Annotated in this window: 15 protein-coding genes and 1 tRNA gene; 7 read left to right on the top strand and 9 right to left on the bottom strand. The window is 69.9% G+C overall.

The window, feature by feature from the left end:
- The first annotated feature begins 87 nt into the window (after positions 1-87).
- Entirely contained in the window at positions 88-1,194 is a 1,107-nt protein-coding gene (locus ATL45_RS15325) for a hypothetical protein (protein WP_093159650.1), read from the top strand.
- 87 nt (positions 1,195-1,281) lie between these two features.
- On the opposite strand, the gene ATL45_RS15320 is transcribed toward ATL45_RS15325, so the two are convergent.
- Positions 1,282-1,626, bottom strand: coding sequence for a metalloregulator ArsR/SmtB family transcription factor (locus ATL45_RS15320; RefSeq protein WP_093159715.1), 345 nt, complete (start codon positions 1,624-1,626; stop codon positions 1,282-1,284).
- 654 nt (positions 1,627-2,280) lie between these two features.
- Here ATL45_RS15320 and folP point away from each other — a divergent pair.
- Positions 2,281-3,096 (top strand): dihydropteroate synthase, encoded by an 816-nt coding sequence (gene folP / locus ATL45_RS15315; RefSeq protein ID WP_093159713.1) that lies wholly within the window; start codon positions 2,281-2,283, stop codon positions 3,094-3,096.
- Complete coding sequence (locus tag ATL45_RS15310; protein ID WP_093159647.1) at positions 3,093-3,836, top strand: pyrimidine reductase family protein; 744 nt, start codon at positions 3,093-3,095, stop codon at positions 3,834-3,836. Before folP ends, ATL45_RS15310 begins: the two co-directional genes overlap by 4 nt.
- A gap of 440 nt (positions 3,837-4,276) precedes the next feature.
- On the opposite strand, the gene ATL45_RS38860 is transcribed toward ATL45_RS15310, so the two are convergent.
- Entirely contained in the window at positions 4,277-4,423 is a 147-nt protein-coding gene (locus ATL45_RS38860) for a hypothetical protein (protein ID WP_170210249.1), read from the bottom strand.
- 10 nt (positions 4,424-4,433) lie between these two features.
- On the opposite strand from ATL45_RS38860, the gene ATL45_RS15300 reads away from it, so the two are divergent.
- Positions 4,434-4,832, top strand: coding sequence for a DUF6578 domain-containing protein (locus ATL45_RS15300; RefSeq protein ID WP_093159645.1), 399 nt, complete (start codon positions 4,434-4,436; stop codon positions 4,830-4,832).
- Between the two features lie 38 nt (positions 4,833-4,870).
- Complete coding sequence (locus tag ATL45_RS15295; protein ID WP_093159642.1) at positions 4,871-6,058, top strand: hypothetical protein; 1,188 nt, start codon at positions 4,871-4,873, stop codon at positions 6,056-6,058.
- Positions 6,059-6,095: 37 nt separating this feature from the next.
- Here the strand turns inward: ATL45_RS15295 and ATL45_RS15290 are convergent, their stop codons facing one another.
- From ATL45_RS15290 to ATL45_RS15275, 3 genes are all read right to left on the bottom strand, one after another.
- Complete coding sequence (locus tag ATL45_RS15290) at positions 6,096-6,506, bottom strand: hypothetical protein (protein ID WP_093159640.1); 411 nt, start codon at positions 6,504-6,506, stop codon at positions 6,096-6,098.
- A 284-nt stretch (positions 6,507-6,790) separates the two neighbouring features.
- The gene (locus tag ATL45_RS15285) at positions 6,791-8,302 is read right to left on the bottom strand and encodes a hypothetical protein (RefSeq protein WP_093159637.1); all 1,512 of its coding nucleotides are present in this window, start codon (positions 8,300-8,302) and stop codon (positions 6,791-6,793) included.
- 535 nt (positions 8,303-8,837) lie between these two features.
- Positions 8,838-8,913 (bottom strand) — tRNA-Lys (locus tag ATL45_RS15275).
- A 230-nt stretch (positions 8,914-9,143) separates the two neighbouring features.
- Here ATL45_RS15275 and ATL45_RS15270 point away from each other — a divergent pair.
- Positions 9,144-9,758: a DUF4232 domain-containing protein gene (locus tag ATL45_RS15270; RefSeq protein ID WP_093159632.1), complete on the top strand. Its 615-nt coding sequence runs from the start codon at positions 9,144-9,146 to the stop codon at positions 9,756-9,758.
- Positions 9,759-9,813: 55 nt separating this feature from the next.
- On the opposite strand, the gene ATL45_RS15265 is transcribed toward ATL45_RS15270, so the two are convergent.
- Entirely contained in the window at positions 9,814-10,866 is a 1,053-nt protein-coding gene (locus ATL45_RS15265) for a carbohydrate-binding protein (protein ID WP_093159630.1), read from the bottom strand.
- 161 nt (positions 10,867-11,027) lie between these two features.
- On the opposite strand from ATL45_RS15265, the gene ATL45_RS15260 reads away from it, so the two are divergent.
- Positions 11,028-12,140, top strand: a complete 1,113-nt coding sequence (locus ATL45_RS15260) for a sensor histidine kinase (RefSeq protein ID WP_093159710.1) — start codon at positions 11,028-11,030, stop codon at positions 12,138-12,140.
- A 197-nt stretch (positions 12,141-12,337) separates the two neighbouring features.
- Here ATL45_RS15260 and ATL45_RS15255 read toward each other — a convergent pair whose 3' ends face one another.
- From ATL45_RS15255 to ATL45_RS15245, 3 genes are all read right to left on the bottom strand, one after another.
- Positions 12,338-12,940, bottom strand: coding sequence for a response regulator transcription factor (locus ATL45_RS15255; RefSeq protein WP_177242107.1), 603 nt, complete (start codon positions 12,938-12,940; stop codon positions 12,338-12,340).
- Between the two features lie 351 nt (positions 12,941-13,291).
- Positions 13,292-13,804: a hypothetical protein gene (locus ATL45_RS15250; protein WP_093159627.1), complete on the bottom strand. Its 513-nt coding sequence runs from the start codon at positions 13,802-13,804 to the stop codon at positions 13,292-13,294.
- A gap of 31 nt (positions 13,805-13,835) precedes the next feature.
- Complete coding sequence (locus ATL45_RS15245; RefSeq protein ID WP_147452914.1) at positions 13,836-14,987, bottom strand: hypothetical protein; 1,152 nt, start codon at positions 14,985-14,987, stop codon at positions 13,836-13,838.
- Positions 14,988-15,152 lie beyond the last annotated feature (165 nt).

Genomic DNA, 15,152 nt, shown 5'->3' with positions numbered 1-15,152 from the left:
GCACCAGCGCCTCGACGGCCGTTGATCACGATGTCGGCCGGTTCTGCCATGCTGCGCCGCGATGATCCGATTACAGAAAGCAGCGACATGACCGACCAATCCCTGCTGGACACCCACGGGATGCCGCAGCCGCTCCCGCCGGACCCGTTGAGCCCGATCCCGGATGCGGTCGAACGCGAACTGGCGGCCTACCGGGCGGGCGATGCCGGGAACGCTAAGGCCGCGCTGAGCACGATCGCCGAATCGGGCCGCACCGCCGTGGCCGGGCACGCCGCCATGGCGCTGGCGGGCGTCGAACTCGCCGAGAACGGGCTCGGCGAGGGATGCGAGAAGTGGCTGGAGCAGGTCGCCGCGGGCGAAGACCCCTGGCTCGGTCCCCTGGCCGTGGTGATGCTCTCCGCAGATTTCGATGATGGCATCGCGGGCCCCGAGCCCGTGCTCGACCACCTCGCCAGCCAGCTCACCGGGGACCTGCCGGCCGCCCGGGAGGGATTCGAACGATCCCTCGCCCGCCTCGAAGAAGCGTGGGAGAACGAGGCCGAGTACGACGACGACGCCATCAGCACCATCCTGAGGCAGCGAGACATCACCAAGCTCATCCTGGGCAATCTCCTGATCCAGGTCGGCGACTCAGCGGCCGCCCTCGAACCGCTGAGCAGCGCGCGGTCGCATTGCGACGGCCTGCTCGCCGCCTACGCGGGCCACCTCGAAGCGCACGTGCTCATCGAGCAGGGGAAGAACGAGCCCGCGAGCGAGGTGCTCAGCTACGCCTTCCGTGAGTCCCTCCCGGCGAACAGCCGTGCCGACGGACTGACCCGGTGGGTCGGCATCCGGTACGGCGAGCACCTGGCGGGCAACCCGTGGATGGACATCGTCGCCGACCAGGTCGAGGACATCCCGGCCGTGACCGAAGGCACCGTGATCCGCGACCCGTTCGAAACCGCCTGCTACTTCGAGCGGTTGAGCCGGCCCGCACTCGCCGACATCGGCCTGGAGCTGTTCCCCGCTTCCCCGGACTTCGAACCGGTGCACGCGGCTCTGGAGCGCCTGAAGACCTGGAGCGACGAACGGTACGAACGAGCCCGCAGGCTGATCTTCGTGCTCCACCAGTACGTCGAGGACTGGCGCGACGTGGAGAAGACGCAAGGCCTGGCAGACCTGCGCAAGCAGCTCGACCTCCCCAAACCCCGCTGATACCCACCCCGGCCGGGGCGCGGTGCGGGTGAATTCCCGAACCGGCCCCGCCCGGGCCCTCAGCCCGACCCGATCTCGCCCAGCCCGTCAGTCGTGTCGATGTGCCGCCGTCCGGCGCTCGCGGCGGGTCCGGTGGACCTCGGTTTCCAGCGCGTCGAGGCGGCGCTCCCAGCCGACGGGCGGAACGAACGGAGCGAGCCATTCGATCAGCTCGGTGAACCGCGCGGCGTCGAGCACGTAGAGCCGCCGCCTGCCGACGAGCTCATCGCGCACCAGCCCGCTCTCCCGCAGAACCCGCAGGTGACGACTGACCGCCGGGCGACTGATCTCGAACCGCTCCGCGATCTCCCCCGCGGACAACCGGGCGTTCCGCAGCATCTCCAGGATCTGGCGCCGCACCGGATCCGCGATCGCCTTCGCCACCTCGTCCACCACACAAGAGTAACCAACTGGTTACCCTTTGCCAAGGTGCCGCTCCCCAGGCCGCCACGAGCTTCAGAGTCCACAGTGGATTCGGGCGGCACTGCGTCCCTTTACTGGGACCGGTGACGAGCATCTCCCGGGCGCCCCGCCGTCGGTGCCATCTGAGAAGGTGGACGCATGATCAGCATGCCTGGCATTTCGGAAATCATCGTGGTGATCGCGGTGCTCGCCGTCATCATCGGCATCGGGGCGCTGCTCGTTCGAGCCTTCAGGAAGTGAGCAAATCCACATAGGACTAATCAGCCGATAGCCGGGCCGCACGAGCACGACGAGGCAGTGAACGACCGAACCACCGCCGCCTTCGAGGCCGTGCCTTCGCCGCGACGCCCGAAATACCCGTTCCGCGAGGAACCGGGCGCATCGGACCATTCCGCACCGACCTGAACTCCGGCGGCACCGACGTACGGCGGTGGGTGCCGCATTCTCACCCGGATCGCCCTGGTCACGGGTGGGGTCTGCTCTGGCAGACTGAGCCGTACCGGCGTCTGACGGGGCGTCCGGGCAGCTACCGCAGGAAGGATCGGGCCTGTGCAGGATCTCGGTGCCAGTGCGTTCGACCTGGCGTTCCGCGGCCGGAGGGTCGTTCGCGACCGCGCGCTGGTGATGGCCATCGTCAACCGCACACCGGACTCCTTCTACGACCGCGGCGCCACCTTCGAGGAGGACGCCGCCAAGACCGCCGTCGAGCGGGCCGTCACCGAGGGCGCCGACGTGATCGACATCGGCGGGGTGACCGCGAGCCCGGGCGCCGAGGTGGACGCCGACGAGGAGATCCGGCGGGTGCTGCCCACCGTCGAGTGGATCAAGGCCACCTACCCGGACGTGCTGATCAGCGTCGACACCTGGCGGCACGAGGTCGCCGACGCGGTCTGCCGGGCAGGCGCGGACATCATCAACGACGCGTGGGGCGCCGCCGATCCCGAGATCCTCGACGTCGCGGCGACCTACTCCGCCGGCTACATCTGCACCCACTCCCCGCGCACGCCCCGCTCCGTGCCCGTCCGCTCGGACTACGAGGACGTCGTGCGGGACGTGGTGACGGCGACCGTGCGGCTGGCCGAGCTCGCCGAGTCCCGGGGCGTTCCGCGCGCGGGCATCCTGATCGACGGCACCGGGTACGGCAAGAACACCACTGACCACCTCACCCTCGTCGCCCGCACCGAGGAGATCGTCGCCGCGGGCTGGCCCGTCCTGATGGCGCTGTCCAACAAGACCTTCGTCCGGGAGAGCCTGGACCTCGACGTGGCCGATCGCGACGAGCTGCTCACCGGCACGCTGGCGGCCACCGCGCTCGCGGCCCGCGCCGGTGCGGCGATGTTCCGCGTGCACCAGGCCTTGCAGACCCGGCGCACGCTGGAGATGGTGGCCTGCATCAACGGCACCCGGACGCCCGCGCGGGCGCAGGAGTGGATTTCGTGATCAAGCAGATCTGGCCGGAGCCCGCCGACATCGACGACGAGCGGCTGGAGCAGCTCTACACCTATCCGGAAGCGCGGCGCTGGCTCGCGGTCAACTACGTCTCCAGCGCGGACGGCGCCGTCGAGGTCGGCGGCCGCGCGCGCCGGCTGTCGAGCCCGGCGGACCAGAAGGTGCTCAAGCTCGGCAGCGACCTCGCCGACGTGCTCATCGTCGGTGCGACCACGGCGATGGTCGAGGAGTTCCGCGGCGTGCACCCGGACGAGGCCACGCTCGAACGCCGCCGCAGGCACGGGCTGCGCGATGTGCCGCCGACCGCGGTGGTCACGACCGGCCGGTCGCTGCCCGCCGACGCACCGGTGATCACCGAGGCGGCCACGCCGACCCTGGTGATCACCTGCGCTTCCGCCCCCGAGTCGAAGCAGAAGGCGTGGGAGGCGGCCGGCGCGGAGGTGCTGATCACCGGGCAGGACGAGGTCAACCTCGCCGCAGCGGTGGAAGCGCTGGTCGAGCGGGGCCTGAACCGGATCGACTGCGAAGGCGGCCCGCACCTCTTCGGCGGGCTGCTGGCCGCCGGTGTGGTCGACGAGCTCCGGCTGACGGTCTCCCCGCTGCTGGTCAGCGGCACGCACGAGCGGATCGCCACCGGCCCGTCGCTCGACCCGGTGGAGATGGATCTCGCCTCGGTGCTCACCGAGGACGGCGCCATGCTGGTGCGCTACCTGGTGCGCAACCGCCCGTAGACCTCCTGACCAGTTCGGCCGATGAACGACACGCCCGAGCTCGACCAGGTCGCCGCGGCACGGCGTCAGCTCGCGACCCCCCGCCCAGTACCCCGCCGCCTACTGGGCGATCTAGAGAAGTCCGGCCGGGACCCGATCTTCGAAACCGGCCCGAGGCTGACGCTGTGCGCACTGCTGCAGGCGCGGAGTGGGGCGACTTCGCGACGGCCCGGGACATGCTGGGAGCGGCCGATTCCGCGATCTCCCGGCACAGCCGCGCGCTCGCGGACGCCGGCTACCTGGAGGTCCGCAAGGGCTCGGGGCCGCCGCCCCCGAACCTGGTTCCGCCTCATGAAAACCGACCAAACAGCGATCCGGGCCCACCTCGACTGGCTCACCCACCTACGCCAAACCCTCGATACCCGAGCCCCGCCAAACGCGAAACTCCAGGTTCCTGCGACCTAGTCCTGTCGTTCATACCCGACCACGCACGAATCTGTCCACAGTGGATCACTTCCGTCGTCGGCGAGCTGCGCTTCGTAGAGCGCCACCTTGCGGGAGACCAGCGCCAAGCAGCACTGCCTCGGCAGGTATTCGTTCTCTGCCATGGTTTCCGGCATGACGATCCGCGTGTGGGTGGACGACTGGCAGATGCAGTGCTGCGGCACCGCTTTCCGCATCGGGGACGAGGTGGCGTGGACGCTGGTTCCCGAGAACCGCACGGACGGACTGACCGAGCTGGTCGGGTTGGACATCGGCGCGCCGGTCACGCACGTCGAGGAGCACCACGGCCGCCTTCCCGAGGAGGCGCCGACGACTCGCGGCGTCGTGACCGCGATCCACGCCGTCTTCGGCCGATCCGAACCGCGCCCTGGCGGTGAGAAGAACGTGCGCTATCCGGTCCCCGGCTCCGGCCGCCTGCTGTGGCTCCACGAGGCGGACGGGCGGGAAGACGAATCCGCTGTCGACGCGGAGCACTTCTGCGGATACATCGTCGACCTCGACGTGCGCCGCTGAAGAACCTCGCAGCATGGAACGCGGCGCTTCTTCGTCGATTGGCGATCAAGCCGACGGCCGGTTCTGCGAGGCTGCTCTGCAACGCTCCAGTGGCAGAAAGCGACGACATGACCGATCTCCCTCTGTTGGACGACGACGGGCACGCACTGCCGCTTCCGCCCGATCCGTTGAGCCCGATTCCGGACATCGTCGAACGCGAACTCGCGGCCTACCGGGCAGGCGAAGCCCAGCAAGCGCGGGCCGCGCTCACCACGATCGCCGAGTCCGGCCGCACCGCCGTTGCCGGACACGCGGCCATGGCACTGGCTGGCATCGAACTCGCCGACGACGGCCTCAGCACAAGTTGCGAGAAATGGCTGGAACAGGTCGCCAGGGGCGAGGATCCCTGGTTGGGTCCCTTGGCCGTGGTGATGCTCTCCGCGGACTTCAAGGCGCACGCCGCAGCACCCGAGCCCTTGCTCGGCCACCTCGCCAAGCAGCTCACCGGAGATCTCGCCGCAGCTCGGAAGAGCTACGAACATGCCCTCGCCGAACTCAGAGGAACGTCGGCGAGGTTCGACGAGGACGAGATCAACGGCGAGTACGACGACGACTTCGCGCGCATCGTCTACGCCCAGCAGTACATCGCCAACATCCTCCTGGGCAACCTCCTGCTCCAGAGCGGTAACTCGGCTGCGGCCCTCGAGCCGCTGAACGATGCGCGATTGGGCGGCGACGGCCTGCTCGCGGCCTACGCCGCCTACCTCGAAGGACACGTGCTCGTAGAGCAGAAGGACGCGGAGAAGGCGGCCAGGGTGCTCGGATACGCCTTCACCGAGTCTCTCCCGCACAAGTCCGGCACCGAGGGTGAGCTGCTCCCGTGGACCGCCATCCGGTACTGCGAGGCCCTGGCCAGCAACCCGTGGATGGACGAGGTCGCCGGCAACGCGAGGAGAAGCGCCGTGGATGCGGGGACCGTGATCTTGGCGCCCTTCGAAACCGCGACTTCGTACATGAGGTCGAGCAAGCCCGCGCTCATCGACGTCGGCTACGGCGTGTTTCCCGGTGACTGGGAACCGGTGTACCCAGCGTTGGGGCGCCTGCGTGCCTGGAGTGACGAACGGTACGAACGCGCTCGCAGACTGATCCTCGTGCTTCACGAGTTCGTCGAGGATCAGCGCAACGAGGAGCAGACGCGAAACCTGGCAGAACTGCGGAAGAAGCTCGATCTGCCAGATCCCCGCTGAACACCCGCGGGTCAGCGGACACGCCCACCTGTTGGAGCTACGGTTCGGAATCCCCGCTTCCCCGGCGCAGGCGCCTGCGGATGGCTGCGGCGATCATGAGGAGCGGGACGATCTGCGGGAGCAGGGCCAGCGGCCAGAACAGGCCCATCAGGGCCGGCAGCGCCATCAGGACCGAGCCGAAGCCCATGGTGAAGGTGAGGTCGCCGTCCTGATCGTCGTGGGGATGCCGGACGAACACGGCGATCAGCCCGGCGACGGCCAGGACCACCAGCACCCGCAGTCCCCACAGCCCCACCCAGGCCGTGACCGGCGCCAGCACGGCCACCGGCAGGAAGACCGCCAGGTACACCCACGGGGCGACGACGCACACGCGCGCCGCGACCAGAGCCCGACCATCGGGCCGTCCCTTGGCACTGGGCGGCTTGCGCCACCACACGATCATCGGCATCTCGGCCCTCCCGGCGCACACCCGACGACCCCAAGGCCCCACCAACACGAACCCCAGGTCTGTGACCTGGGGTTTTGGTGGGTCGCCAGGGGATCGAACCCTGAACCCGCGGGCCTAGTTTCTCTGATCGACATCCTCTTCCGTTTGCCAGCACCTTTGATTACCTGCGCGAAGTCGATCTGCCGTCCACTCCGCACACGCCATCGGTCGCTGTCGTTTGCGGAGGACTTCTTGGCAACTGGTTGGCAACCTCTCCTGCTCCGCTCCTCGGGAGCGCGGTGTGCTCAGCCGCCAGTGCCGCCCGTGTTGCCGCTGTCGCTGCTGCCGGTACCGCTGCTGTCGCCGGTACTGCCGGTGTCGCCGGTGCCGGTACCGCCACTGTGACCGCCGGTGTCGCCGCTGCCGGTACCGCCGCTGCCGCCGCCAGTGTCGCTGCTGCCGCCGGTGCCGCCGCTGCCGCCGGTATCGCTGCTACCGGTACCGCCGCTGTCGCCGGTGCCGCCGGTGTCGCTGCTGCCGCCGGTGCCATCGGTGTCGCTGCCGCCGCCGGTGTCGCTGCCGCCGCCGGTGTCGCTGCCGCCGCCGGTGTCGCTGCCGCCGCCGGTGTCGCTGCTGCCGCCGCCAGTGTCGCTGCCGCCGTCGGTGCCGCCGGTGCCGCCAGTGTCGCTGCTGCCGGGGTCGCCGCCGGGGTTACTGCCGTGCTGGCCAGGCTCGAACGGATTCGCGGGTGCGGGTACTGCCGGGGGCACCGCTGGCCCCTCACTCCCGCCAGGCTCGAACGGGTTCGGGGGCACGCCTTGCGGAGCGTGCGGGGGTTCGAACGGGTTCGGCGGCGGGGCTTGGGGTTCGAACGGGTTCGGCGGGGCCGGCTCCGGTCCGCCGAACGGGTTCGGGGGCACATCTTGCGGAACTGGTTCGAACGGGTTCGGCGGCGCAGGTTCCGGCGGTGCCGGTGCGGGCGCTTGCACGACCGGGGGGTTCGGAGGTGCGGGTTCGGAACCACCGGTCGGCCAGAACGTCCATAGAAGCGCGCCACAACCGATCACGAGAGCCGCGCCGAGGGCCACGCCGATCACGCTCGACACCTTGTCCTCGACCCACTCCCATCCCGCCCGCACCACCTTGCCGAACGCGGTGTCGGCCAGCCACCCGCCGAATCTGCTCAGCAGGCCCGGCCCCTCGGCAGGCTCCGTCCCACCCGCCGGCCCAGGACTCGGCTCCGCCGTCGACGGCTCGGAAGGTGGCGCGGGGCTCGGCTGCCCCTTGAGGGTCCCCGACCCCGCGTCCGGGCCCGGTTCCTTCTTACCCGTGCGCAACGTGCCAGGCGTGCCCGCGCTCGCACTCGGCGTCGGCAACGGCTCCGCAGGCTCAGTGACCGGCAGCTCCGAAACGTCATCACCGGTCGGCCGGCCCGGTTCGTAATCCTCGATCGGCCCCAGGCCGGAATCTTCAGGGGGCCTTACACCGAAATCATCCAAAGCGGTTTGGTCCGCCCAGTTGTCGCCTTTCCATTCGTTCAGGAAGTCCTCGCTCGCGCGGGGCCCGTTGAGGCGAGCGTCCCGCGCCTCCTCGAGGCGTTGCCTGATCGCCTCGACCTCCCGCTGACCGTCCTGGACTTCGTCGCTGACTGTGCGTTCCTCCTCATCGATCCAAGGGGGTCCGCCCTCCTGCACCTCCGCCCGACGCATTCTCTGGTGCATCGCCAGCGCCTTCTGAGCGACCTCCAGGCCCCTCTCCTGCGCTTCGATGTAGTTGTCCAGCGCCTTCTGGACGACCTGCTGCTTGGTGACGACCATTCCTCTCACCTCCGGAGCCTCCACGTGCTCGTCCGAAGGCTGCGCCAGGCGACGCGATCAGATCGGGCACCATGTGGTGCAGCAGCCCCTGACATGCCGGGAATCTCCACTTCCCATCCACCACATCGATTCGTGGACCAACAGAGCAGGAAGTCCCGGAGCGACCGAGCACGCCGTTCGCCTGACAGGTCTTCGGTCGGGACCACAGGCAACCGTTCAGCGGGCGACGGCTCGGCATCCTGCTGGAGTGGCAAGGTGACCAGCTCGGCGACAAGCCCAGCGCCTTCCACACGCTGCGGAAGACGATCGCCACGCTGCTCGCCGATGCCGGACCGACCGCCGGACAGGCGGCCGACCTGCTGGGTCTCCCGCGTGTGTCGATGACGCAGGACGTCCACTTCGGCAGGGGCCGGCAGTCCCGCGCGAGCGCTGAGGCGCTGGCCTTCGTGGACGTCGAGGGCCGCTGAGGAAAGTTGGCGATTTTCTGGCAACCGGCCCCACCAATGCGAAACCCCAGGTCTGTGACCTGGGGTTTTGGTGGGTCGCCAGGGGATCGAACCCTGAACCCGCGGATTAAAAGTCCGCTGCTCTGCCAGTTGAGCTAACGACCCGCGTGCCCCAGGTTACAAGGTCCGGACGATCTTGTGCGGTACCGGTGGGCGGTTCGTGCCCGGATCAAGGTCACATCGCGGCCGCCGGAGCCGGTGGGGCGCCGCTGCCGGTTCGCGTTTCCACAGGTCGCGGACGAGTTCTGAGCAAGACGCAACCCGCTGTGGCAGCAGACGTCTTCTGAGCAAAGGGTGTGGGACGCACCCACCGTCCAAAAAGAGGGGACAGAATCATGCTGAACCGGACTCGCGTGCTGGGTACCGTCGCTGCTCTCGCCGGCGGGATCGCCATGCTCACCGGGTGCGCCCAGGGTGCTGCGACGACCTCGCCGGTCCCGGGCAGCAACGCCGCTGTCGTCGGCCAGCCCGGGCAGGGCGAGCGGCAGCAGGCGGACGGCACGCAGCCGGGCATCTCGACGGAAGGCCCCTGCGCCGTCGAGGACGTCGCCGTGACGCTCACCCCGCAGCCGGACCGGCCCGGGATCTTCCTGATGACCGCGGTGAACAACTCGGCGGAGGCCTGCTACGTCGACGGCTGGGGCGGTGTGGTGCCGCTGGACATGACGGGCGCGGCGTTCGAGGTGCCGACCGAGCACGTCAAGATCCCGGGTGAACCGACCAACATGCGCCTGGAGCAGGGCGAGACCGCCTTCGCCGGTGTGAAGATGGAGCTCGGCGACAAGAGCGACCCGAACGTGCGCGTCGCCAACGGCTTCAACGCCTTCATGCCGAACGTGGAGGGCACCACGAACGCGAAGGTCGCCGGGGCCGACTACTACGAGTACCCGGTCGTGTCGATCCAGATCGGCTCTTACCAGCCCTCGGCCCAGGGCGTCACCGTCTTCTGATCCGGACAGCCTGAGAGCCCCTCTCCGCTTCCCCGGAGAGGGGCTCTTCGCGTGGTCAGGCCGGGGTGCAGGTGACGCGGATCTGGGTGGCCGCGACGTGGGCGCCGTCGCCGTCCGCGCCGCCCTCCCAGTCCTCACCGCGGTTGTGCAGCTTCACCGAGATCTTGCCCTGGTCGATGCGGTGGGCGCCGAGGTCGACCCACTTGCCGCGGTTGGCGGTCTGATCGATGTCCTTGACGCCGATCACGTTCGTGGCGGCCTGGTCGAAGCCGTTGAAGATCGAGTAGTGGGCGGCGGTGGCCCCGACGTAGCGGCGGTCGCTCTCGTTCGGGATGTAGACCGACATCGCGCAGCTGGCCGCCGTCATCTCGGCGGAGACGTCGAAGGTCCACCTGGAGAACACCCTGGAGTCCGAGGTCTTGGCCTTGCCCGACATCGGCATCGAGTCGAAGCTGCCCCGGCAGCCCGCCTCGGTGCTGCCGCCGCTGCGGGTGTACCAGCCCTCGTCGCCCTGCTCGTAGTAGCCGACCGCCTGGTACTGCTGCTTCGCGTTGTTCGCGCAGCCCGGTCCGCCGAGCAGCGAAACCTCACGGGCGGGCGCCTCGGCGGGCGGCGGGACGGGGTCGAGCACCGGCGCTCGGGGCTTCGTCTCGACCGGCTTCTGCTCCTCCGGGGTGGAGTTCGGGATCTCCACCGGCTCGCCCGCGGGGAGGGCCGGTTCCGGCGCTACGAGCGCGCCCTGCTCCTGCGAGGCGTTCATCCCGATCGCGACGCGATCGGTCTCGCGCTGGCCGGTCATCAGCAGCGCGACGACGAACGGCACCGACACCAGGACCACGGCCGCGCCCGCGAGGGCGATCAGCGAGAACTTCGACGGCAGGCCGACGCGCTTGGCAGGCCGGGGATCGGCGGGCGGAGCGGGTTGCGGCTGGGCGGTGCCGGACAGGGATGCCAGCGGGACTTCTTCGTAGGACGGCTCGGCTGGCTTCTCCGGTTCGGCCGGTCGCACCGGAGTGCCTTCGGCCGGGGCGTAGATCCGCAGTTCCGGCGGCAGCGAATCCAGGGATTCGTCCTTCGGGCCGTCATTCCGGTCAGTTTCCGACGTCACTCGTATCACTAACTCCAGAAGTCCGGCCCCGGTGCTGATCCCGAACGGAGCACCACTTTCGGTTCAGTACCTTATACTTTGCGCCGTTCTGGGGGAAACCTGCGCGGGGGCAACCTTCATCGAACGTGAACAATCCGTTGCCTCGAAAAGAAATGAAGGCCATGCAAGACCTGCTCTTCGTCGCGCTCGTCTCGCTCTGGTGCTCGGTGGCCGTGGGCGTGCTCGGCGCCGCAGTCCTCTGGATGATGCGCCGGGGCTCACTGGTCGTGATGATGATGGTGCTCTCGGTGGTCACCGTCATCGAGATCGCCTTCACCTTCGTGGCCCTGGGCTTCCTCGGGGTGTTCACCGAGCAGGCGATGGTCGCGGTGCTGCTGGCGTGCATCCCGACGACCGCCGTCTCGCTCGCGCTGTGCCTGCTGCTCGGCGCGCGGATCCTCAACGGCAGCCGGAGTCTCGCGCGCGCCACGCGGACCATGGGCGAGGACGGGAGGTTCGCCGCGCCGGCGCACTCCGGCTCGGCGGAACTGGCGGTCCTGACGCAGGAACTCGCCGCCACCAGCGCGGCGCTGACCGCCTCCCGCGAGCAGGAGCGGGTCCTGGAGGCTTCGCGGCGGCAGCTCATCGCCTGGGTCTCGCACGACCTGCGCACCCCGCTGGCCGGGTTGCGCGCCATGACCGAGGCGCTGCAGGACGGCATGGCCCGCGACCAGGACCGCTACCTCGGGCTGATCCTGCAGGAGACGCAGCGGCTGGACCAGCTGGTCGGGGACCTGTTCGACCTGTCGCGCATCCAGTCCAACTCGCTGACGCTGTCGCTGACACCGGTGGCGCTGCCCGATCTGATCAACGACGCGGTGACCGCCATCGAACCGCAGGCCCGCAACCGCGGCGTGCGGCTGGTGCCCGGCGGCATCGAGTCCATCGAGGTGCGGGTGGACGTCCGGCAGATCAGCCGGGTGCTGGGCAACCTGCTCGGCAACGCCGTCCGGCACACCCACCCCGGCGGCGCGGTGACGGTGTCCGCGCACTCCGCCGGCGGTACCGCCGTGCTGTCCATTTCGGACGCTTGCGGCGGGATTCCGGTGGAGGACCTGGGCAAGGTCTTCGAGCCCGGGTGGCGGGGAACGCCTGCGCGCCCGGCCGGCAAGGACGTCGGCGGCGGGCTGGGACTGGCCATCGTGCGCGGCATCGTCGAGGCGCACCACGGCGCGGTGGCGGTGGACAACATCGAGGGAGGCTGCCGGTTCACAGCCAGCCTCCCGCTGGCCTGAGCAGGCGGGGCCTCAAGCGGCGAAGCTGCTTGGCCCACGCTCGGCGCTTGCACCGCCGCGGGTTCTCAGCGTTCGCCTGGCACGGCCCGGCCGCCGTGTATTGGTCATACATCAGGCCGGGCACGCGGAGTCCAGGCGGACGCTGAGGTTCCGCTACCGGCACCGCCACGCAGAACGAGATCGTCAGACAGGTCTGGTCACGCAGCCGTTAGAAGGGGTTCCCGTCGGACCACGCCCAGCTCGATGGCCTTGCGGGTCAGTTCGGCCTTGTTGCGGACTTCCAGCTTCGCGCGGATCCGCTTGACGTAGGTGTCCACGGTCGCCGCGGACAGGCCCATCCGGCGGGCCGCCTGCGAGTGCGTGTAGCCGTCGGCGATCCAGCGCAGCACTTCCTGCTCGCGGCGGGTCAGCACCTGCTGCACCGCCTCGTTGTTGGTGCTCACGCCGGTCAGCGCCTGCCGGGAGCCGGAGGTCACGTAGACCGCGCCGCGGGCCACCACGGCCAGCGCGTCGTGGAATTCCTGCTGGTCGCAGCCGGTGCCGAGGAAGCCCAGCGCGCCGGCCCGCAGCAGCTCCGGGACCTGGTCGAAGGCCTGCTCCGGCAGCACGACCAGCACCCGGTAGGAGCGGCTGAGCCGGGAGACGCAGTGGTGCAGGGACTCGATCGGGGTGGCTCCGCCGAAGGCGAGCACGGCGACGTCGGTGAGCGACCGCTGCGGGGCCTCGCCCAGCATCCGGGTGACCTTCTCCTGCAGTTCCGGTTGGTCGGCGAACACCGTGACTTCCGACAGCACGCGCATCAGCAAGGCGATTCACTCCCACACTTCGCCGGTTCGCGCCGCGGCACAGGCAGCATCGACTGTTCGTCGCGATACGGCGGAAATAGTTCGGGCCGGCGCTTTTTCCCGGCCCCTTTCGGACACCAGGAACGCTACCTGCGGGATCGCTGTCCGCGAAGAGTTGCCGACCAGCTGTAAGGGATGGTCGTAAACGTTGTAAGAAACTGTAAGAAGGGGTCGTGAGTTCGCAGCGACGAATGCTGCTGCGAACTCACGACCCCTTCGTGCGACCGCACCGCGCGCCCAGGGCGCGGGAGTTAGGGCGCGCGGCGCGGCGCGAACCCGGTCCGCGGGAAGGACCGGGGGTTCGGGTCACCTGATGGCGGGCATCAGGAGCGTCTGCGCGGCCGGGTCGACCCGGGGGTCCGGGCGGTGGGCCGGCAGCGGGACGGTCGGTCGACCGGTCGCGTGCTCGCGCCGGACGGGCTGGCCGGAGCCCGAGCGCGGCGGCGCGACCTGCGGGGGAACCGCGGCCATGACCCGCGTCGCGGCGGCCGCCGGGATCTGCGGCGGGGCGCTGGAGCGGGCACCGGCGCGCCGGTCGAGCTGGTCGACGCAGGCGGTGTCGCCGCGGTGGGCCTCGATGGCCTCGCGCAGCGTTCGGCGGTCGTTGTTGGAGACGAGCAGTTCGCGGCGGGCGGCGAAGGACGCCAGCCCGAGGGCGGCTCCGAGCACGTCACCGCTGTCCAGCTTGTTGCCGATCATCGTGGCGAGGCGGTCGGGCATCTCGGCGGCGAAGTGCAGGAGCACTCCGTCGAGCGCCTCGAACCCGGCCATCGCGTCGGTGTCAGCAGGCATGAACACGCCCTGCTCCCAAACGAACACGGTCTCCTCCGTCAAGATCGATGTGCCGACCTCACGCGCCGCAGGCGACCTTGATCTGCGCCGCGGCGTGGCGTGCGTAGGTCGGGCCGTCGTTGGTCCAGTCGATTCCGCGCGAGTGCAGCTTGATGGTCAGACGTCCCTCGCTGACCGGGAAGCGGCCCGCGTCCACCCAGCCGCCCTGCTGCCGGACCTGGTCGATGCGGAAGTCACCGACCGGGTTCGACGTCTGGTCCGTCCGGTAGACGGTGTAGACGCTCGGGTTGCCGCCGACCCGGGTGAGGCCACCGCGGGGGACGAACACCGACACCTGGCAGCTGCCCTGCCTGACGTCACCAGTAGTGAACCGCCAGACCGCGGCGTTGTCACCGTCCTTGTTCGGGTCACCCGACATCGGCAGCGAGTTGAACGAGCCGTTGCAGCCGTCGGCGGCGTGCCCGCCGCTGCTCGCGGTCTTCCAGCCCGCTTCGCCCTTGGTGTAGTAGCCGGGCGTGCTGAAGCCGCCTGCCGCGCAGCCGGGACCGGTGACCGCGGTGAAGGACGGGCCGGCGGGCGGCGCGGGGTTCTCCTGGACGCGGTTGGGCTCCTCCCCGGCAGCGGGCGGGGGCGGCGGGGTGCCGCCTTCGGCCGGCGCCTGCGGCTGGTTCGGGCTCCCGACCGGCGGTGCGGGCGGCGGCGGCACCTGCCCGGGGTTCGACTGCTCCTGCGCCACTCCCGGCACGAAACCGGACTGGGCCTGCGCGTCGTCCTCGAACGCGGCGGGCACGGACTGCACCTGCGTGGGGCCGTTGTCCTTGGACAGGCCCATGACCAGCAGCGGAACGGACAGCAGCACCAGTCCGGCCACCGCGGCCGCGGCGATCACCGGCTTGGACACGCGGTTGCCCGGCCGCGCCGGGACCTTCGAGTCCTTCGCGGGCTTGGCGGTGGCGACGGGCGTCACCTTGGTCTCGGCCTTGGCCTCCGCCCTGGTCGTGGTCTCGGTGGCGGCCTCGACCTTGCCGCTGGTGGCGGCGACCGGATCGGCCAGCGCGGATCGCTGGACGGCGGGCATCACCTGGGTGTCCGCGGCCGCGGCCCGCATCTCGGTCTCCGCGGCCTCGGCAACGGCGTTCACGCTGACGCCGGATGCCTTCTCCCAAGGGTGCTCGCCTGCTGTGGACGCATCTTTGCCACTCGGGCTCATCTGTCGGTTCCCATCGGTTGAGTCGTTCCAGCCGCGACATCGCCAACTGCTCCCACCGGCAGGGGACGCGCGGTCACGCGCAGCGGAGGCGGGTGCGCATCAGCCACCGAGCCCCTGCTCAGAGCCTGGTGCGCGGGGAGCGCCGGAACAAGTAACCGAATACGG

Source organism: Saccharopolyspora antimicrobica, from assembly GCF_003635025.1.
GTDB lineage: Bacteria > Actinomycetota > Actinomycetes > Mycobacteriales > Pseudonocardiaceae > Saccharopolyspora > Saccharopolyspora antimicrobica.
This window is presented reverse-complemented; position numbering and strand designations above follow the sequence as displayed.